We start from the raw sequence: 22784 nt of genomic DNA, 5'->3' as shown, positions 1-22784 counted from the left end.
CACCACGACGAGAGGAGGTGCGCGTCGGATGGACCGCAACACCATCGGGGAGAACGAACCCGTTGCCGTGATCGGACTCGCCTGCCGGATGCCCGGCGCCGACCATTCCGAACGTTGGTGGGCCAACCTGGTGTCCGGTGTGGACAGTGTGGGGCCGCCGTCGGAGGCGCGGCGGAGGGCCGCGGTGCCGGCGGGACCACAGATCCCCTCCGAGGGAGGGTTTCTCGACTCCGTCGCCGATTTCGACGCTGACTTCTTCGGGATCTCCCAGCGTGAGGCGCTGGCCATGGACCCGCAGCAGCGCCTCGCGCTGGAGCTGGCGTGGGAGGCCATGGAGGATGCGGGCATCGTTCCCGCCGCGCTGACGTCGCTGCCCGTCGGGGTGTATCTCGGGTCCAGTTCGGACGACTACGCGCTGCTGCTGTCGCGGTCAGGCCAGGCCGTGTCACATCACGCCATGACGGGGTTGCAACGGGGCGTCATCGCGAACCGGGTTTCGCACCATCTCGGTGTCCGAGGACCCAGTCTGCTCATCGACACGGGACAGTCGTCGTCGCTGGTCGCGGTGCATCTCGCGGTCGCGAGCCTGCGTTCGGGCGAGTGCCGGATGGCGGTGGCAGGCGGGGTGAACCTCGCGCTGGCACCGGAGAGCCAGCTCGCCGCCGCCCGCATGGGAGTGCTGTCGCCGACCGGCCGCTGCCGCGTGTTCGACCGCGCGGCCGACGGGTTCGTCCGCGGCGAGGGCGGTGGTGTGGTCGTGCTCAAGCCGCTGTCGTCCGCACTGGCCGACGGCGACCGCGTGTACTGCGTCATCCGTGGTACGGCCGTCAACCACGACGGCGCGGGCGAGGACCTCGCGGCGCCGGACGGGGCGGCGCAGGCCGAATTACTGGCGTCGGCACACCGCGCGGCCGGAGTGACCGCCGCCGACGTGCAGTACGTGGAGTTGCATGGCACAGGCACGCCTGCGGGTGACGCGACCGAGGCCGCCGCGCTGCGCGAGGTGTTCGGGGACAAAGACACCGCACTGGCGGTCGGGTCGGTCAAGACCAGTATCGGGCACCTCGAAGGCGCGGCGGGGGTGGCCGGGCTGATCAAGACGGTGCTCAGCCTCCACCACCGTGTGCTGCCGCCGAACCTGCACTTCACCGCACCCCCCGACCGGATACCGCTCGCGGAGTGGGGACTGCGGGTGCAGACCAAGGCCTCGCCGTGGCCGGACTCCGGGTCACCGCTGATCGCCGGGGTGAGTTCCTTCGGCATGGGCGGCACGAACTGTCACGTGGTGCTCGCCGCACACGACTCGCCCAAGCCTCCCGCCGAGGCGGGGACCACCGGGCCGCTTCCCTACGTGCTGTCGGCGCGCACCCCCACCGCGCTCGCCGCGACGGCGCGTGCCCTGCGGGAACACCGTGCGGCGCGGCCGGACGTCAGGGACGTGGACGTGGCGTTCACCCTTGTCACTGGTCGCACGGCGCACGCCTGCCGCGCGGTCGTGGTCGCGCGCGACCACGCCGAGCTGCTCACCAGGCTCGACCGGCTCGCCTGCCGTGAGCCTTCCGGTTCCACCGGCTTCCTCGGTGACGCGGTCGATCCGGGCACGGTCGGTTCGTTCGGCGATCTGGCGAAACGGTTCCTGGCGGGGGAGGAGGTCAACTGGGAGCCGGTGTTCGCGGGGCGGCGGGCCGTCAGGGTGGCGTTGCCGACGTATCCGTTCGAACGGACCACGCACTGGCCTGCCGGTCTCGGCGCGCCGCCAGCCGAGTCACAGGTGCAGCCGCGTACCGCGCCGCCGGTGTCCGAGCACACGACCGTGACACACGCAGGGGAGCGTGGTTCCGCGCTGTCACTCGACGACGTGCTCGACCTCGCGGCTCGGGTGCTGGGTGCGGCGGTGCTGCCCGACGTGCCGTTCAGTGAGCAGGGCTTCGACTCGATGATGGGGCTGGAACTGCGGGATCTGGTGGAGGAGCACACCGGGGCCGACGTGTCGGTGTCGCTGCTCTACGACCACCCGACTCCCGTCGCGCTGGCCGAGCATCTCGCCGAGCTGACCGGATCGGCCGCCGCGCCGACCCTCACGGTGCGGGCCACGGCGGTCGCTGTGCCGCCGGCCGAGCCGGGTCCGGAGGGTGGCTTCGACCCCGATCCCGTGGTGATCGTCGGCATGGGCTGCCGCTATCCGGGCGGGGTGACCACACCGGAGGCACTGTGGCGGCTGGTGCGCGACCGGGTCGATGCCATCATCGAGCCACCGGCCGAGCGCGGCTGGCACGCGCTGGACACCACCGGCCTCCGGCCAGGCGGCTTCCTCGACGGGATCGACCGCTTCGACGCGGAGTTCTTCGGCATCTCCCCGAGGGAGGCCGCTGCCATGGACCCGCAGCAGCGGATCTTCCTCGAAGTGGTGTGGGAGGCGCTGGAGAACGCGGGCATCGTTCCGGGCACTCTGCGGGGCAGCAGGACGGCCGTCTTCGCGGGGGCCACCGCGCAGGACTACGGGGCGCGGCTGCACGAGCAGGCCGACTCGGCTGGCGGTTTCCTGCTCACCGGCGGCACTCCGAGTGTGCTCTCCGGCAGGGTCGCCTACGTGCTCGGGCTGAGCGGGCCCGCGCTCACCGTGGACACGGCGTGCTCCTCGTCGCTGTCCGCTGTGCACCTGGCCTGCCGCTCGTTGCGGGCGGGAGAGAGCAGCCTCGCCATCGCGGGCGGTGTCACGGTGATGGCACTTCCCGGCATGTTCACCGAGTTCAACCGGCAGAACGGGCTGTCACCCGACGGCCGCTGCCGCGCGTTCTCCGCCGACGCGGCAGGCACCGGATGGGCCGAGGGGGCCGGTGTCCTCGTGCTGGAGCGGGCCTCGGACGCGCGCCGCAACGGGCACCGGATTCTCGCGGTGGTGCGCGGTTCCGCGCTGAACTCCGACGGGGCCAGCAACGGGCTGACCGCACCCAGCGGTCTCGCTCAGCGTCAGGTGATCGCCGACGCGCTCGCCGACGCGGGACTGCGTCCCGCCGACATCGACGCGGTGGAGGCACACGGCACGGGGACCACGCTCGGCGACCCGATCGAGGCGACGGCGCTGCTGGCCGCCTACGGCGAGGGCAGGCAGCCCGATCGGCCGTTGCGGCTCGGCTCGGTGAAGTCGAACATCGGCCACACGCAGGCGGCGGCGGGAGTCGCCGGAGTGATCAAAATGGTGTCCGCGCTGAACCACGGCGAGCTGCCCGCGACGCTGCACGCCGAACAACCCTCCCCGCACGTCGAGTGGTCGGCAGGCACGGTGGCGCTGCTGACCGCGCCGGTGCCGTGGCCGAGGACCGCGAGGCCGCGCCGCGCCGGTGTCTCGTCCTTCGGCATCAGCGGCACCAACGCCCACGTGATCATCGAAGAGGCCCCGCACGTCGTGGACGAGCCGGTGCGGGACATCGGTGACCGGCCCGTGGTGCTCGCCGTCTCCGCCCGCACCGAGCCCGCACTACGCGCGCAGGCGGCCCGCCTGCGCGACCACCTGAGCGGCGACCACGGGTCCGGCGACTGGAACCCGGCCGATGTCGCGCACTCGCTGCTCACCACGCGCACCCGGTTTCCCGTTCGCGCCGCCGTCACCGGAACGACCAGGCAGGATTTGCTGCGCGGGGTGTCGGCCATCGCGGACGGCGGCGCCGATCCCGCCGTGGTGTCCGGGCACGCCACCGCCGCGCATCGCCCCGTGTTCGTCTTCGGCGGTCAGGGCGGGCAGTGGGCAGGCATGGCCAGGGACCTGCTCGCCGCCTCGCCCGGCTTCGCCGAGGCGATCGCCGACTGCGAGCGGGCGCTGTCACCGCACGTCGAGTGGAGCCTCACCGGTGTGTTGCGGGAAGCTCCCGGCGAACCCGGCCTCGACCGGGTGGACGTGGTGCAGCCGGTGCTGTTCGCGACGATGATCGCGCTGGCCCGGTTGTGGCGGGCGCACGGGGTGGAGCCGTCGGCCGTGATCGGGCACAGCCAGGGCGAGATCGCCGCGGCCTGCGTGGCCGGTGCGCTGAGCCTCGACGACGCCGCGCTGGTGGTGGCCCGCCGCTCCCGCGCGCTGACCGCGCTCGCCGGACGCGGTGCGATGGCCTCCCTCGCGTTGCCCGCTGACCGGGTGCGCGGCCTGCTGTCCGGCATGGACGGTGCTGTCGGTGCGGTGTCGATCGCGGCCTGCAACGGGCCGAACGCCACCACCGTGTCCGGCGATCCCGCCGAGGTCGCCGCGCTCGTGGAGCGCTGCACGGCCGACGGGATACGGGCGAAGGCGGTCGCGGTGGACTACGCCTCCCACTCGGCGCAGGTCACCGAACTGCGGGAGCGGCTGCTGGCCGACCTCGCCCCCATCCGTCCCGGCGTGCCCTCGATCCCGATGATGTCCACTGTGGATGTCGAGAGGGTCGGTGGTGCGGTGCTCGACGCCCACTACTGGTACCGGAATTTGAGGCAGGAGGTCCGTTTCGACGACGCCGTCACCGCGCTCGTCGGTGAGGGCCACCGCACGTTCGTCGAGGTGAGTCCCCATCCCGTGCTGCTGTCTGGGATCGCGGAGCGTGCCGACGAACTCGGGGAACCCGTGGTGACCTTGGAGTCGCTGACCAGGGGCGAAGGTGGCCTGGAGAGGTTTCTGCGGTCGCTGGCCAAGGCCGACGCGCACGGCGTGCCGATCGACTTCTCCGCGGCGTTCTCGGGCAGGGTCGTGCCGTTGCCGACGTACGCCTTCCAACGGGATTCGCATTGGCTCACGGTCCCGGCCGGTACGGGCGATCTCACGGCGGCAGGGCTGACGGCGGCGTCCCATCCTTTCCTCGGGGCGGAGGTCGAGCACGCCGATGGCGGCGACGTGCTGCTGACCGGAAGCCTCTCGCTGGACGGCACGGCCTGGCTGGCCGACCACGCCGTCCTCGACACGGTGGTGCTGCCCGGCACCGCGTGTCTCGACCTGGTTGCGTGGGTGGGCAGGCGGCTGGGCTGCCCCGAGGTTCGCGAACTGGTGCTCGATTCGCCCGTGGTGGTGCCGGACGAGGGCGCGCTGCGGGTCCAGGTGGTCGCCTCCGCGCCGGACGGTGATGGCAGCCGCACGATCACCCTGCACACGCGGCAAGACGGGGACGCCACCGGCTGGGTGCGCCACGCCACGGCGTCGGTCGAGCCGGGCGAGCGGCCCGTCGGCGCCGCGCTCGAATCCCACTGGCCGCCGCCGGATGCCACCGAGATTCCGATCACCGGCCACTACGAGCGGTTGCGGGCGATCGGGCTCGACTACGGGCCGGTGTTCCGGGGCCTGCGTGGCGCCTGGGCCGAGGGCGACCGGCTGTGGCTGGACGTCGCACTGCCCGAGGGTGGCGAGGGAGACTTCGGTCTTCACCCCGCACTGCTGGACGCGGCGCTGCACGGCATCTGGCTGCGTTCTGGCGACGACGGCACCTGCCGCCTTCCGTTCTCCTTCGGCGGCGTGCGCTTGTCCACCACCTCGGCGACGAGGCTGCGCGTCCTTCTGAACACAGTGGACAACAGTGCGGTGTCGTTGCTGGCGTGGACGGAGGACGGAACTCCTGTGGTGGCCGTGGACCACCTCGCGCTGCGGCCGGTGTCGCCTGAGAAGCTCACCGCTGCCCCCGCGCTGTTCTCCCTCTCCTGGGCCGACGTCGCCGCCGAAGGGGATTGCCGTGCGGAACCGGTGGACGCCGACCCGGTGGTGCTGACGGACGGCCTGCCCGCTCGGCCGCCCGAGGTGGCCGTTCTGGAGTGCCCGGCGGGCGACGACCCCGCCCGCGCCGCTCGCCGGGTGCTCGACGTGGTCCGCTCGGTGGCCGGTGACGAACGCGCCGTCGCGTCGCGTCTGGTGGTGGTGACCACCGGTGGTGACGGCGAGCTGTCCGACCCCGCTCACGCGGCCGTGTGGGGGCTGGTGCGCTCGGCGCAGACCGAGCATCCCGGCCGGTTCGTGCTGCTCGACACCGACCGCGCCGACAGTGCGGTGGTGACCGGGGCGCTCGCCACCGGTGAGGCGCAGGTGCGGTTCCGAGGCGGCCGGTTCGCGACCCCGGTGCTGCGGCGCGCCCCCCGCCCGACACGGCACACCCTGCCCCGCCTCGGCGGAGCGGCTCTGATCACCGGAGGTACCGGAGAACTGGGCGGGCTGGTCGCCCGCGCGCTCGTCACCACCTACGGCGTGCGGAGGCTCGTGCTGCTGAGCAGGCGCGGCCCGGACGCTCCGGGAGCCCCCGAACTGGTCGGCGAGCTCACCGCACTCGGCGCCGAAGCGCAGGCGGTCGCCGGTGACGCCGCCGACCGCGCCGTGCTCGACCGCGTCCTCGCCGGTCTGCCCGCCGACCGGCCGCTGACCACCGTGGTTCACGCGGCAGGAGTGCTCGCCGACGCGCCCGTGTCCACGATGGACGACGCGGCACTCGACACGGTGCTGCGTCCGAAGGCTGTCGCGGCGCTGACCCTGCACGAGGCAACCCGGAATCTGCCGACCGTGGCCGCGTTCGTGCTGTTCTCGTCGGTCGCCGGGATTCTCGGGACAGCGGGACAGGCCAACTACGCCGCGGCCAACGGCGTGCTCGACGCGCTGGCGCGGCGCAGGAGGGCCGAAGGACTGCCTGCCACGTCGATCGCGTGGGGACTGTGGTCGCAGCGCAGCGGACTCACCGGCGCGCTCGACGACACCGCTGTCCGCAGGCTCGCCGCGCTCGGCATCGGGCAACTCGGCACCGACGACGGACTGCGCCTGTTCGACGCCGCACTGCGCGAGCCCGACCCCGTCGTGGTCGCCGCCGCGTTGCACGGCAAGGGCCGCTCGGGGCTGCTCCGCGACCTCGCGCCCGCCCGGTCACACCGCAGCGCCCAGCGCGAACCCTCTCGCACTGTGATCGACGAACTGCCCGCCCTGCCCGCCCGGCAGAGGGCCGCTCGTGTGCTGGAACTCGTGCTCGACCACACCGCCGCAGCACTCGGCCACAGCTCGTCCGGCGCGCTCGACACCTCCGCCTCGTTCAAGGACCTCGGGTGTGACTCGCTGATCGCCGTCGAGATTCGCAACCGGCTCGCCACCGCGACCGGGTTGACGTTGCCCGCCACCGTGGTGTTCAGCCATCCGACACCAGCTGAGCTGGCAGGGTGGCTGCTCGACCGGCTCGTGCCGGGTCCACGGCAGGCCAAGGACGACAGGGCCGCCGGACACACCGAGCCCGGTGAAGCGGACAGGTCCACTGTGGTCGGACAACCTGCCACTACGGCCGAGGCCGCTGTGGATCGCGTAGCCGCCACCACAGCCACTACCTCCGCCGTGGACGGCGTGACCCCGGCACCCGCCACGCCCGCCGCCGTACCCACCGTGCCTGCCGCCGTGCCCGCCGTTCCTGGCGATGGAGCCGACGACCAGGATTTCGATCGCGAGCTGGCCGAGGCCGACCTCACCGAACTGTTCGCGCTGATCGACGCCGACCCCGACGACGAGTGGGCGGCGGTTTCCGGGGGAGAGGGTGCCGATGGTCGATGACCGGGAACTCGTCGCCTACCTACGCCGGGCGACGGCGAAACTCCAACGCGCGCGCCGGACGCTGCGTGAGGTCACCGACGCCGCCCACGAGCCCATCGCGATCGTCGCGATGAGCTGCCGTTTCCCCGGCGGTGTGCGGAGCCCCGAGGATCTCTGGCGGCTCGTGACCGACGAGATCGACGCGGTGGGCGATCTTCCGGGCGACCGGGGCTGGAATGTCGCCGAGCTGGTCGATCCCCGGCCGGGGGTGCCGGGCCGCACCTACGCGACGGCGGGAGGGTTCCTCGACGAGGCGTTCCGGTTCGACCCGGTGTTCTTCGGCATCAGCCCGCGCGAGGCGGAGGCCATGGACCCGCAGCAGCGGCTGCTGCTGGAGGTGTCGTGGGAACTGCTGGAGCGCGCGGCGATCGACCCCGACTCCCTGCGGGGCAGCGCCACCGGCGTGTTCGTCGGCGCCATGGGCGGCGAGTACGGGCCACGGCTGTCCGAGGCCGACGCCGACGCGGCCGGGTACCTGCTGACCGGCACCTCTCTCAGCGTCGCCTCGGGGAGGCTGGCGTTCCGGTACGGTCTGAACGGCCCCGCGATCACCGTGGACACGGCGTGCTCGTCGTCGCTGGTGGCCATCCACCAGGCCGTGCGGTCGCTTCGGACGCGCGAGTGCGACCTCGCGATGGCGGGCGGCGCCGCGGTCATGACCTCGCCGGGCGTGTTCGTCGAATTCGCCCAGCAGCGAGGGCTGGCCCGCGACGGCCGCTGCAAGTCCTACGCGGCGGCGGCGGACGGCACGGGCTGGTCGGAGGGCGCGGGCCTGGTACTGCTCGAACGTCTCTCCGACGCGCGGCGCCACGGGCACCCGGTGCTCGCCGTGGTCAGGGGTGGTGCGGTCAACTCCGACGGCGCGAGCAACGGGCTCACCGCTCCGAGTGGCCCCGCGCAGCAACGCCTCATCGCGGCGGCACTCGCCGATGCGAGGCTCGGCGCCGCCGACGTGGACCTCGTGGAGGGCCACGGCACCGGGACCACGCTCGGCGACCCCATCGAGATCGACGCGCTCAAGGCGGCCTACGCGGCGAGGCCCGCCGATCGGCCGCTGTGGCTGGGATCGCTGAAGTCGAACATCGGGCACTCCCAGGCCGCGGCGGGAATCGGCGGCGTGATCAAGGCGGTGCTCGCGCTGCGGCACGGCGTGCTGCCCCGCACCCTGCACGTGGACAGGCCCACCCCCGAGGTGGAGTGGGAGGGCAGCCCGGTGCGGCTGCTCACCGAGGCGAGGCCGTGGCCGCAGACCGGCGCGCCCCGCAGAGCGGCGGTGTCGGCGTTCGGCATCAGCGGCACCAACGCCCACGTGATCCTGGAACAGGAACCGGTGAACGCGGTGAACGCGGTGGACACGGTGGACGAGGCCGGGCCGTCCGCTCTTCCGTCAACGACGCTGTCCACAGTGTCGTCGGCCTCGCCCTCTGCTGTGTCCTTGACAGCGCCTTCCGCTGGTGCGTCCACGGCGCCGGTCGCGGGGCAGGCCACGGCAGCCTCCGTCCCGGCCTCCACGGGGCCGGTTCCGGTGCTGCTGTCGGCCGCGACCCGAAGCGCCCTCGACCGGCACGCCGCCGACCTCGCCGAGCACCTGCGCGCCCATCCGGAGAACGGGCTCGCCGACGTGGCGTTGACCCTTGCCGTGGGAAGGGCCGCCCATCGGTACCGCCGTGCCTTCGTGGTGTCAGACCGTGCCGAACTGGTCGCAACACTGTCCATGAAGGACGAAGCGTCGGCGCGGACCGGCGACGCGCCGCTGGTGTTCGTGTTCGACGCCGACCTCCCTGACGCCCCGGCGAGGCTCGCGGCGCTGCTGTCGGAGGAACCGGCGGCAAGGGAGTTCGCCGACGAGTGCGGTGACGCCGAACCGGCGTTCACCCTGCTGTACACGCTGGCGCGGCTCCGGCTGAGCTGGGGCCTGGCACCGGAGGCCGCCTACGCCTGCCGCCGATCGACCGCGCTCGCGCTCACGGTGGCCGGAGGGTGTGACGTCGCGACGGCCCGCGCGGCGTGGGAGGAGCCCGGTACCGTGCGCGTGAGCGCGGGGCGGGACCTCGGCTTCCCGGTCCATCCACTGCCGGAAGTGCCTCCCGGCGCCGTCGTGCTGGGCTCGGAGCCTCCTGCCGAGTCGGTGTGCCGCGCCTGGGAAGCAGGGGCTGCGGTCGATCGGGCCGCCGTGTTCGCCCACCGGCCCGGCAGGCGGGTCGTGCTGCCGACGTACCCGTTCGAGACCGCTTCCTACCGGCTCGCGTCGCAACGCGCGCACACCGCGCAGCGGATACACCCGGCGCAACCGGCAGAGCCACCACAGTGGACGGTCGCGTCCTCCGGTCACGGTGGCGCGCCCGCTCCGGTGACCGCGCAGACCCGCTCGCTGGCGGTGACAGGCTCCGAACCGTTCCTCGCCGACCACACGTTCCGGGGCGTGCCGACGGTGTCGGCCGCCGCGAGCATGGTGCTCGGCCTGACCGCGTTGCGCGCACTGGACGCACGGATCACCGGGCTGCGGCGGGTGAGGTTCGACCGGTTGTGCGAGGTGAGCGGCCCCCGCACCCTGTCGGTGTCCGCGTGGACCACCGGCGACGGGGGTTTCGACCTGACCAGTGGTGACGGGCCGAGCCACTGTTCCGGCTCGGCGGGAGCAGGCTCGGCGGAGGCGTCCACCACCTCGGCGATGCCCGACGTGGCCGGTCTGGCGACGGTCGAGCGCGACCGCTGCTACGCGCTGCTCGCGGCGGGGGGACTTCAGTACGGCCCCGGCCTGCGTGGTGTGCGCTCGGTGTCCGTGGGCGACGGGGTAGCGGTGGCGGATATCGACCTGCCGCCTGGCTCCGGCTTCGAGCGCGAGGCGGCCGTCATCGACATCGCGATCCAGGCCGCCGCCGTGTCCGTCCTGCACACCGCCGAGCCGGGCACGCTGCTGCTGCCCGTCTCGGCGGAGACGTTCGACGTCGCGGGACCGCTCACCTCGGCGACCACCGTGGTGGCCCGCATCACCGGCTCCGCCGCAGGGGTGAGCGCGCACCTGCGCGTCCTCGACGCCGACGGTGCGGTGCTGGCCGTTCTCGGCGGCGTCGAACTGGCAACCGTGGGCGGACGGCCCACTATGTCATCTGTGGGCGGACGGCCCACTATGTCATCTGTGGGCGGACGGCCCACCATGTCCACCGTGGGCGGACGGCCCACCATGTCCACCGTGGGCGGACGGCCAACCGTGGCCAGATCCGCGTTGGCCACCGTGCCCACCCCCGCTGTGTCCACGGCAGCCGGCCCCATGGAATCCACTGTGGTGGGCCGATCCGCGAGTAGCGCCACCCTGGTCGCGCGTGACTGGGCGGACACGGATCCAGCCCCGCGACCCGGCAGGTCCGACGGGGCGTGCCTGGTGTTCGGCGACACGGCACCGCCCGGAGTGGGTGCCCACGTCGTCACCGTCGGTGCGGGCGAGGGCTTCCGCAGGTGCGGGCCGCGGCGCTACGAGATCGCCCCCGGCAGGGCCGAGGACTACACCCGCTTGTTCGCCGCACTGCGCGAGGACGGTGTACGGCCGGATCGCATCGTGCACACGTGGTCCAGAGGCGCCGACCCGGACACCGTGACCGAACGCGACCTCGATCGCGGAGTCCGCTCGATGCTGCACCTGTGCCAGGCCCTCCTCGGCACGGCGCCCACCGGACAGGTCCGCGTCCTCGTCGTCCACGACGGCGCACCGTCCGCGCTCGGTCTCGACGGTGTCGCGCGCAGCGTGGCCGTGGAGGACCCCCGCCTGACGATCACCCTGCTGGAAGGCCCCGACGAGGTCGTGGCCGCCGAACTGTCCGCCACCGACACCGTCGTGCGCTACCGCGACGGCGTCCGGCAGGTACGCCGCTACCGCGAGGTCACCCCCATGCCAGCGGAGTGGCAGCCACGGGACGGCGGCGTGTACCTGATCACCGGAGGCGCCGGTGGTGTGGGACTGCGGATCGCCCGCGCCATCGCCGAGCGCGCCCGCGTTCACCTCGTGCTCACCGGCAGGTCGGCCGAGCCAGGCCCCGGCGCGCGGGCCGCGCTCGACGCGCTCGCTGCCACGGCCCTGTCGGTGACCTACCGGGCCGTGGACGTCACCGATGCCGGGCGCGTCGGCGACCTGATCGGTGAACTCAGGACGGCGCACGGCGGGGTCCACGGCGTGGTGCATGCCGCGGGCATCGTGCGCGACGCGCTGCTGACCGACCTGGAGCAGGCCGACCTCGATGCCGTGCTGGCCCCGAAGGTGCGGGGTGCCGTGGCGCTGCACGAGGCGACCCGCGACGAACCGCTCGACGTCTTCGCGCTGTTCACCTCGGTCGCCGGGGTGGTCGGCAACCCGGGTCAGACCGCCTACGCCTACGCCAACGCCGTGCTGGACGCGCTGGCCGAGCGGTGGGCTGATCCGGGAGAGCGCCCGCGCCGCTTCCTTTCGCTCGCCTGGCCCCGGTGGCGTGAAGGCGGCATGGTGCAGAGCGAGCGGTCCGCCGCCGAACTGCTGGCGCGCACGGGAATCGGCGCACTGTCCACACCGGACGCGACGAGCGTGTTCCTGGTCGCGGCAGGTGGTGCTTCCGGCGCGCTGCTGGTGGTGCCCGGTGAGGCCGGTGCCGTGCTGTCCGCGCTGAACTCCGCGCCGTCGCCGCAGGACGAGCCCGCGCGCACGGAAATGGAGATCGCGGGCGAGGACGCGGCGAGCCGGGCCAGGTCGCTGCTGCGGTCGCTGGTCGCCGAGCAGACCCGGCTCTCGCCCGACGACGTCGAGGAGACCGTGCCGCTGGAGCGCTATGGCCTCGACTCCCTCATGGTCACCCGGCTCACCGGTGAGTTGGAGACCCGCTTCGAGACCGGCATCGACAAGACGCTGTTCTACGAATTCCCCACGATCGCCGAACTCGCCGACCACCTCGCGGCCGAACACGGTGCCGCGCTCGTCCCGCCGTCGGCACCGTCGCGGCCTGCGACAGCGGAGCCCCGCGTTGCCTTGGGCGAGGGCGAGCGGGCCGACGACGGCATCGCCGTGATCGGGCTTGCAGGCCGCTACCCGAAGGCCGACGACCTCGACGCCTTCTGGGACAACCTGGTGTCCGGCCGCGACTGTGTCACCGAGATCCCGGCACACCGCTGGAACCCCGACCGCGATTTCGACCCGGTGCCGGGCAGGCCGGGCGCGAGCTACTCGCGCTGGGGAGCGTTCCTCGACGGGGCCGACGAGTTCGATCCGCTGTTCTTCGGCATCTCCCCGCGTGAGGCCGAACTCATGGACCCGCAGGAGCGGCTGTTTCTCCAGACGGCATGGCACACCGTGGAGGAGGCAGGGTACCGCGCGTCGGACCTGGCAGGACGCGAGGTCGGCGTGTTCGTCGGCGTCATGCACACCCACTACCAGCTCTACGGTGTTGACGCGATGCGCCAGGGCAGCCCCGTCCCGGGGTCCTCGCCCGCGTCGATCGCCAACCGGGTGTCGTACACATTGGACCTGCGAGGACCGAGCGTCGCCGTGGACACGATGTGTTCCTCGTCGCTGACCGCGCTCCACCTCGCCTGCCAGGCGCTGCGCACCGGGGAGGCGGAGCTGGCTCTCGCCGGTGGGGTGAACCTGTCACCGCACCCGTACAAGTACGTCTTCCTCAGCCAGGGCCGGTTCCTGTCCACCGACGGCCGGTGCCGTGCGTTCGGCGAGGGCGGTGACGGCTACGTGCCCGGCGAGGGGGTGGGCGCCGTGCTGCTCAAACCGCTTCGGCTGGCGCTCGCCGACGGCGACCACATCCACGGCGTCATCACGGGCCACGCCGCGAGTCACGGCGGAAGGACCAACGGCTACACCGTGCCCAACCCGGAAGCCCAGCGCAGGGTCATCGCCTCGGCACTCGCCTCGGCCGGTACCGACCCTGGTGACGTGTCCTATGTGGAATGTCACGGCACGGGGACGGCGCTCGGTGACCCGATCGAGATCTCCGGGCTCGCCAAGGCGTACGCGGGGGCGCGGCACATCGCCATCGGGTCGGTGAAGTCGGGGATCGGCCACCTCGAATCGGCGGCGGGGATCGCGGGCCTGACCAAGGTGCTGCTCCAGCTCCGCCACCGCACGCTGGCGCCGTCACTGCACGCGGGGACACCGAACCCGGACATCGACTTCGGGCGAACGCCCTTCACGGTGCAGCGCGAGCCCGCGCCGTGGCCGGCGCGGGACGGGCGGCCCCGTCGCGCGGGAGTCAGCAGTTTCGGGGCGGGCGGGGTCAACAGCCACCTCGTCGTCGAGGAAGCACAGCCCGCGGTCGCCGCCGGTGGCAGCCGCGTGCTCCACCTCGCCGCCGAGCAGCATCGCGAGCCGCAACTGTTCGTGCTCTCCGCCCGCGAGGCCGACCGGCTGCGCGCCTACGCGGCGCGGCTGGCCGAGTACGTGCGGCGCGCCCCGGTGGATCTCGGCGACATCGCCCACACCCTGCGGGTGGGCCGCGAACCGATGGAACACCGGCTGGCCGTGGTGACCGGACGCGGCGCGGACCTCGTGCGCGCGCTCAGCGAGTTCGCCGAGGGCCGCCTCGTCGAGTACGCCGTCACCGGCGTGGTGAGTACGGCCCGCCGCGAGCCCACCGCTGGTGCAGGCCCGACCAGCCCGACCGGCCCGACGGACCTGCCCGGCCTGGCCCGCGCGTGGGTGCGGGGCGCGGACCTGCCCGCACCGGCCCAGGGCGGAAGCCGGGTGTCGCTGCCGCTCTACCCGTTCGCGCGCGAACGGTACTGGGTGCGGTTGCCCGACGCGGACGCCGGAGGGAAGACCACCGTGAAGACCGGTGCGGTGAACCGGACCACCACGGAGACCACCGTGGAGACCACTGCGCAGGCCACTGCGCGGACCGGCGGGAAGTCCGCCGGGGAGACCACGGTGCTCACCGTGAGCCAGGACGACCCGGTGGTGCGCGACCACGTCATCCACGGCCGCGCGCTGCTGGCCGGAACCGCGTGCGTCGAGCTGGTGCGGGCCGCGGCCGAGCGGGAGGGACACGGCCCTGTGCGTGGGCTTTCGGCGGTGACGTGGGGCAGCCCGATCACCGCCGACGACGGTCCTCGCCGGGTGCGGGTGAGCTTCGGCCAGGGCGACGATCCCGCGTTCGAGGTCGTGGACGACGACGGGACCACGCATGTGCGCGGTGTCGTGAACACTGCCGCGACCACCCACACCGTGACGGTGCCCGCGCGGCTCGACCTCGCCGCGATCCGAGGCCGGTGCCCCGAGCACCACACGAGGGCCGACGTACTGGACCGCTACCGGAGGGCCGGATTCGCCTACGGTCCTGCCTATGACGTGATCGAGGAAGTGTTCAGCGGGCCGTCCGAGGCTCTGCTGCGGGTGGGCGTCGCACCTGCCGACGTGCCCGGCACGTTCCTGCTCCACCCGACGCGGCTCGACGGTGCGCTGCGCGTGTGCCACTGGGTCGGTGCAGCGCCGGGCGAGGACGCCGCCATCCCCTTCGGGCTCGCGTCGCTGCGGTTCACCGGCCCGCTCCCCGAGGTGTGCTGGGCGCACGCGGTGGTGCGGCAGGGGACCGATGCGGACCGGCTGCGCTACGACGTCACCCTCACCGACGCCGAAGGGACCGAGGTGCTGCGCGTCGAGGACTTCGCCCTGCGCCGCCCCGCGCCGGCGACCGTGGCCTGGTATCGCCCCGTCTGGCGGCAGGCCGCTCCCGCCGCGCCGGTACGGAACCCGGCGGACACCCTGCTGCTGTGCACGGACGACCCCACGCTCACCGTCACCGGCCCGTGGCCTGCCGTGGTGCGGGTCGCCGACCCCGCAGGACTGCCGTCCGCGCTGCGCGCGCGGCAGGGCGATGTGGACGTGCTGCTGGCGTGGGGTATGACCACGGCCGACGCCGGGCACGCCGTCCTCGCCGCACTGGAACTGGCCAAGGCGAGCGTGGGCCGCAGGGTGCGCTGCCTCGCCGTCTTCCCCGGCGGCGAACGGGGCGGCGAACCCGTTCACGAGGCGCTGGCCGGGTTCGCCCGCTCGACCGGACGGCACGCCCCGTCGCTGTCGCTGGCCACCGTCCGGCTCGGCGAGGGCACCGACGTGGCGCGGGTGGCCGTCGAGGAGTTCGGCGTGCCGCACGGGGCGGAGGTGCTGCGCCGCGACGGTCTGAGATTCGTGAGGGACGTCGAGCGCCTCGACCCGCTGCCCGTGTCGCGGCCGTCGCCACTGCGGCACGGCGGCGCGTACCTCATCACGGGCGCCACCGGGGCGCTCGGCCGCTGGCTGGCAGGGGAACTCGCCCGCCGTTACGCCGCCAGGCTCGTGCTCGTGTCCCGCAGCGCGGACCGTCACCAGGCGTGGGCCGACGAGTTGAGGGTAGCGGGGTCCGACGTGATGCTGATGTCCGCCGACGTCGCCGACGCCGGGGACACGCGCCGTGCCGTTGCCGAGGCCGAAGCCCGGTTCGGCCGCCTCGACGGTGTGTTCCACCTCGCCGGGGTCTCCGACGACATCCCCCCGACCGAGGTGGACCCAGCGAGGTTCGCGGCGGGCATGGCGGCCAAGGCGGCCGGAACCGCGAATCTCGACACGGCCACCCGGCACGCGCGCCCGCCGCTGTTCGTGGTGTTCTCCTCGCTGGCGTCGCTGCTGGGCGATTTCGGCGGCGCGGGCTACGGCACGGCGAACCGGTTCGCCGACGCCGTGTCGTTGCTGCGGGGTGACGCGCTGACCCTGGCGTGGCCACTGTGGACGCTCGGAGGGCTCGACGACCGGCTCGGCGAAGGGCAGTGGGCCGCCTACCGAGCACAGGGGTTCGCGCCGTTCGACGTCCACACGGGATGGACGGCGCTGGAGCAGGCGCTGTGCTCGGACGAGCCGTGGCTGGTGCCCGCCGTGGGCGACCAGGCCCGCATCGCCGAGGCACTGCGCGCGCCGGGCGTGGCGAGAACGACCGCCGATGTCACCCATGCCGCCGATGCCGCCGCGCCCCGCGTTGGTCTCGCGGGGACGGGTGCGGACACCCCCGTCGAGCCGGGTATCACCGGTGAGAACCGCACCGAGGCGAGTTCCCCGGTCATGGCGGGTGGACGGCTGCGCGCGGTGGCGGTGGACCTGCTGCGTTCCCAGCTCTCGACGGTGCTCAGGGTGCCCGCGTCACGGATCACGGAGACCGAGCAGCTCGACCGCTACGGCATCGACTCGGTCATGATCATGGAGTTGAACTCGGCGCTGGCCGAGTATCTGCCCGACCTGCCGCAGACGCTCTTCTTCGATCGCCGCACCCTCGGCACCCTCGCCGATTACCTCGCCGAGCGGCATGCCGACGCACTCGCCACGCTGGCGCCCGGCGCTCCCGGTGCCCCCGGTATCGACTCCGGTGACCCCGCACCGACCGAGCCGTCCACGACGGTGAAACAAGCCCTTCCCGCCGCCCGCACTCTCGCCTCCGCGGTGACCTCCACCGTGACCGCACGCGCGATCTCCACGACGGCGGCACGCGACGGCGATGACCTCGCCGGTGCCCCGATCGCCGTGATCGGCATCAGCGGGCGGTACCCGGGAGCCGACGACCTCGACGAGTTCTGGGCCCGCCTCCGCGACGGGGCCGACCTCGTCACCGAGGTGCCGTCCGACCGCTGGGACGCCGACGCCGCCTACGACCCCGAGGGGCGCGCGCCGGACTCCATCACGGGCCGCTGGGGCGGGTTCCTGTCGTCGGTGGCCGAGTTCGACTCGCGGTTCTTCCGGCTCTCGCCGCCTCAGGCGCGCGCGATGGACCCGCAGGAGCGGCTGTTCCTCCAGACCGCGTGGGCCGCACTGGAGGACGCCGGGTACCCGCCGAGCCGCCTTCCCGGGGCGCGCCATGCCGACTCCGGGTTCGACGTCGGTGTGTTCGCCGGGGTGATGTGGGGTGACTACGCCACGCTGGCCGCCGAGGAATCGGCGCGGGGCAACCCCGTTTCGGTCCCGGCCAACCGCGCGTCGATCGCCAACCAGGTCTCGTACTTCGGCGACTTCCGGGGCCCGAGCATGACGGTGGACACCGCGTGCTCGTCGTCGCTGGTGGCCGTCCATCTCGCGGTGGAGAGCCTGCGAAGGGGCGAGTGCGCGTACGCGATCGCGGGCGGTGTCAACGTGCTGGCGCACCCGCTGAAGTACGTCAACCTCAGCCGGATGAACATGCTCGCCGCCGACGGCCGCTGCCGGTCCTTCGGCGAGGGCGGCACCGGGTACGTGCCCGGTGAGGGAGTCGGCGCGGTGGTGCTGAAACCGCTGGCCGCCGCCGAGGCCGACGGCGACCGCATCCACGCGGTCATCAGGTCCAGCGCGATCAACCACGGCGGTCGCACCAACGGCTACACCGTGCCCAACCCCGCGGCCCAGCAGGCGTTGATCGAGCGGGCGCTGCGGGCGGGCGACGTGGACCCGGCGAGCATCGGCTACGTCGAGGCGCATGGCACGGGAACGGCGCTGGGCGATCCGATCGAACACGCCGCGCTCGAACGGGTCTTCGGCGGCACGGGCCGGGCTGTGGGCAGTGCGGCGCTCGGTTCGGTGAAGTCCAACATCGGGCACCTCGAAGGAGCCGCGGGCATCGCCGCCCTCACCAAGGTGGTCCTCCAGCTCCGCCACCGCACGCTCGTGCCGTCACTGCACTCGGCGAGGACCAATCCCCGGATCGACTTCGCGCGGTCGGTGTTCGCCGTGCAGCAGGAGGTCGCGCCGTGGCCGGAACCCGCGCCGGGAGCGCCCCGCAGGGCGGGGATCAGCTCCTTCGGCGCCGGTGGCACCAACGCGCACCTGATCGTCGAGGAGTACCGGGACCACCGGACATCACCGAGCGCGCGGACCCCGGAGCTGATCGTCGTGTCGGCGCTCACCGGTGAGCGGCTGAGGGAGTCGGCGAGGAGACTGTCCGCCGCACTGTCGCGCCTGCTGTCCGGTACCAGCACCGATTCCACCGCCGTGCCCTCGCTCTCCGACGTGGCGTACACGCTGCGGGTGGGCCGCGAGCCGATGCGGCACCGGCTCGCGTTCGTGGCATGGGATCTCGCGGAGGCGGCGAGTCTGCTGCGCCGGTTCGCCGACGGCGAGGACGCGGACGGCGTCGTCAGCGGCGATGCGAGCGGAGCGGGCGCGCTCGGTGACGTGTTCACCGGAACGGCCTCCGGAGCGGAATTCGTGGTCGGTCTGATCCGCGAGGGACACCTCGACCGGCTCGCGCGGCTGTGGGCGTCCGGTGTGGACATCGACCTCTCGGCGCTGCCCGCCGGTCCCGTGCCGCCGAGGATGGTGTCGCTGCCGACATACCCGTTCGAGCCCGAGAGGCATTGGCTGACCACGACCGCGCGCCGGGACGCTCTCCCGATGCCTGTCCGGCCCGGCGGCGCTGAGGGCACGGCCGCGGTGCGGCCAGAGGATGCCGCCGCGGTGCGGCCAGAGGATGCCGCCGCGGTGCGGCCAGAGGATGCCGCCGCGGTGCGGCCAGAGGGCACGGCTGCGATGCGGCCGGAGGAAACGGTGCTGGTTGTGGAGCCGGACGACGCGGTGGTCACCGACCACGAGGTCGCGGGTGACCGCGTGCTGCCGGGGGTCGCGCACCTCGCTCTCGCCGTGGGGGCACTCGCTCCCGGACGCACCTCCTTCGCGGTCGGCGACGTGCGCTGGCTGTCCCCGGTCGGAGTCGCCGACCGGCCGGTGCGACTGCAACTGGTCACCGAACCCGTCGCGGCTGGGATGTCCTACGAGCTGCGCGAGCAGGGCACTGTCCGCTCGCGCGGCGTTGTCCAGACCTCGGTCCCGAAGCCTCCCGCCCCGGTCTCGCTGGCTGCGCTCACCGACCGGTGCCGCACCCGTGTGGACGCGGAGCTGTTGTACGCGCGGCTGCGGGCGCGGGGGCTGCGTTACGGGCCGTTCTTCCGGCTCGCCGAATCGGTGCGCACGGGTGAGGGCGAGGTGCTGGCCCGCCTGCGCGGCGGCACGCCGACCCCGCCAGGACACGCACTGCATCCCGGGCTCGCCGACGCGGCACTGCACGTGCTGGCCGCGCTCCTCGGCGACGACACCGAACCCGTGCTCCCGCTGGCCGCCGATCGCGTCACCGTGTATCGGCCGCTGCCTCCGGTCTGCCACGCTCACGCCGTCGCCCGCGACCCCGGCCTCGGGCGCTGCGACATCACCGTGTTCGACGACGAGGGAGCCGTGTGCCTCGCCGTCACCGGCCTGGTGCTGCGTTCGCGGCCCGCGCCCGAACCGGGCTTCCTCTACGTTCCGTCGTGGACACTCGCACCGTCCATCGACCCCGCACGACCGGACACCGGTCCCGTGCTGGTGGTCGCGAGGGACTCCGATGCCGCGCTGGCCGACCGGATCGCTCGCGCCCACGCCGATGCCGACGTCGTGCGCCTCGCGCCGGGGGATTCGGTGGCGCCGTTCGCCGCGCTGCCGGACGCCCGCCGAGGCAAGGTCTATTTCCTCGGCCCGATCACCGGGGCCGACGACACCCGCGACGAGTCGGTGCTCGCGCTGTACCGGCTGCTGGCCGAACTCCGCGATGGCGGGGTGCTGCCGGGGCCACTGCGGCTCACGGTGGTCACCGGGGATGCCGCCCCGCTGGGTGAGCGGGACTCGGCGCGCCCTGGCGCGGCGGCGCTGGCGGGGCTGGTGATGACGGTGGGCAGCGAACTCGGCGAGCTGAGCACCGCCCTGCTCGACGTGCGCGGAGCCGACCTCGCGACCGGCAGCGCGACCGGCAGTACGACCGGCCTCGACGCCGTCGCCGAGGCCGTCGTCGCCGAACCGTGTGTGCCAAGGGCACGGCAGATTCTGCTGCGCTCCGGCACCCGGTACACCCGCAGGCTGCGCGCCGCGCTCCTGGGACCGCCACGCGAGCCCGCGTTCCGCCACGGCGGCGTCTACCTGATCGTCGGCGGACTCGGCACCATCGGCTTCGACACGGCACGGCACCTCGCCACCCGCTACGCCGCGCGCCTGGTGCTGGTGGGCCGCAGCCCGCTCGACGCGGCGAAGCGGGAGCGGCTGGCCCGGCTCGCCGAGGCCGGTGGGCAGGCAGTGTACGTGCGGGCCGACGTCACCGACGAGGCGGAGATCGCCATGGCCGTCGCCGAGGCCAAGCGCCGGTTCGGGGCGCTGCACGGCGTGATCGATGCCGCGATGGTGCTCGTCACCACACCGTTCGCCTCGCTCGACGTCGAGGGCTTCGCCTCCGCGCTGCGGGTCAAGACGCAAGGCACGAGGGCGCTGTGCGCCGCCGTGGCAAGTGAACCGCTGGATACGCTGCTGTTCTTCTCCTCCGGCATCTCCTTCAGCGGCAACCAGGGGCAGGCCGGATACGCCGCGGGCAGCGTCTACCAGGACGCGTACGCGCTGGCGTTCGGCAGGACCGCGCCGTACCCGGTGCGGGTGCTGAACTGGGGCTACTGGCACTCCGGTGGGGACGCCGACCGGCAGCGCACGCTCGCGCGGCTGTCCGCGTCCGGCATCACGCCGATCGGCGCGGCGGAGGGCATGCGGGCGCTGGAACTCGTGGCGGCAGGACGCGCGGCGCAGGTGCTGGCCACGAAGGCCGACGAGCGCATCCTCGCGGGGCTCGGGGTCGAGAACCCCGCCGTGTCCGTCCACTGTGTCCACACCGATGCGGGGACGCGCGCGAGTGCGCCACTGCCGGTGCCGCGCCTTGCTCCCGATCCGCGCCGCGCCGGTGTGCTCACCGCGCACCTGCGCGCAGGGAAGGCGCTCGACGCGTTCACCGCGCGCGTGTTGGCCGGGGTGCTCGGCGACCTCGGTGCGGCTCTCGCCCCGGGGCAGCGTCACGACCGCGCGGGAATGGCCGACCGGCTCACCGTGGCACCCGCGCAGCGGCGGTTGTTCGACGTCGCGCTCGATCTGCTGGTGGCCGAGGGACTGCTGAGTGCCGAAGGCCACGACGTCGTGGTCACCGACCGGGTCCGCGACGCCGACGTGCGTGAGGCGATGGCCGACCCCCGGCGTGCCGCGCAGTCGCTGCTCGCCGAGCACCCCGGCGCCGCACCCGCCGTGGAACTGCTCACGCGGTGCCTTCGCGCGCTGCCCGGCGTGCTGACCGGGCGCCGCGACGGTGTGGATGTGCTCTTCCCCGAAGGGTCGGCCGAAGCCGTGTCGCGGTTCTACCAGGCCGATCCGGTGATGGAGGCGTACAACGCGGCGCTGGCGGAGGTGGTGCGCACCGAGGCGGGCGACGGTCCCGTGCGCGTCCTGGAGATCGGCGCGGGCACCGGCGCCACCACGAGGGTGGTCCTCCCGGCGCTGGCCGAGCTGGGCGAGCGCGTGCACTACACCTACACCGACCTGTCGTCCACCTTCGTGCGCCACGGCCGCAGGGAGTTCGGCGACCGACCCGGTACCGAGTTCCGGGTGCTCGACATCGAACGCCCGCCGTCGGAACAGGGATTCGGTGGCGACTACGACGTCGTGCTCGCCACCAACGTGCTGCACGCGACCCGGCATATCGAGACGACGCTCGGCCACGTCAAGGACCTGCTCGTCCCCGGAGGGCTGCTGGTGGTCAACGAGGGAGTGCGGCCTGCCGCGTACCTGACCTTCGTGTTCGGCCTGACCCGGGGCTGGTGGCTCGCGGAGGACACGGCGTTGCGGCTGCCTGCCGCACCGGTGCTGAGCGCTGCGCGCTGGCTGGACGCCCTCACGGCCTCGGGTTTCGCTCCCGCAGCCGAGGTGGCGCTCCCCGACGAGCCCGCGAACCAGCGGTTGCTGCTGGCCAGGGCGGACAACGTCCGCGTCGGGCGGGCCGATGCCACCGTGGTGCGCACCCGCGCCGAGGCGGGGTCCGCGACCGGCTCGCCGGCCGCAGCCGCGACCCCAGCGACCTCCGACGGGCGGGAGGCATCCACGCCCGCGACGTCGCCCGAGGACACCGAACGGCTCGTGACCTCGGTGTTCGCCCGCGTGCTCGAACTGCCGTCCGACCGGCTGGAGCGCGACACCACCTTCGGCGACTACGGCGTGGACTCCCTCGTCGCGTTGGAGCTGACGAGGGCGCTGGAGACCGACTTCGGCCCGCTGCCGGCGACGTTGCTGTTCGAGCACACGACGATCAGCCGCCTCGCAGGCCACCTGCATTCTCTGCGACGCGATGCGGCGCGGGACCACGACGCGGCACCGGCAGCCACCGTGCCTCCCGCCACGGCGGCTGTCACCCCGCCCACCCCGCCGACCCCGGCGCGGCGG

The 22784-nt window shown here is 73.4% G+C and carries 2 protein-coding genes; both read left to right on the top strand.

Annotated elements, in window-relative coordinates; translation table 11 throughout:
• Nucleotides 1-28: 28 nt before the first annotated feature.
• Complete coding sequence (locus SACXIDRAFT_RS00040; protein ID WP_006236387.1) at nt 29-7519, top strand: type I polyketide synthase; 7491 nt, start codon at nt 29-31, stop codon at nt 7517-7519.
• On the top strand, nt 7503-22784 hold a 15282-nt coding region (locus tag SACXIDRAFT_RS23165; protein WP_050986885.1), incomplete at its 3' end, for an SDR family NAD(P)-dependent oxidoreductase. The genes SACXIDRAFT_RS00040 and SACXIDRAFT_RS23165, both read left to right, overlap by 17 nt.

Origin of the sequence: Saccharomonospora xinjiangensis XJ-54, assembly GCF_000258175.1 — a bacterium.
GTDB classification, from domain to species: domain Bacteria; phylum Actinomycetota; class Actinomycetes; order Mycobacteriales; family Pseudonocardiaceae; genus Saccharomonospora; species Saccharomonospora xinjiangensis.
Note: the sequence above shows the minus strand (reverse complement) of the source record. Positions and strands in the feature narration are given on the sequence as shown.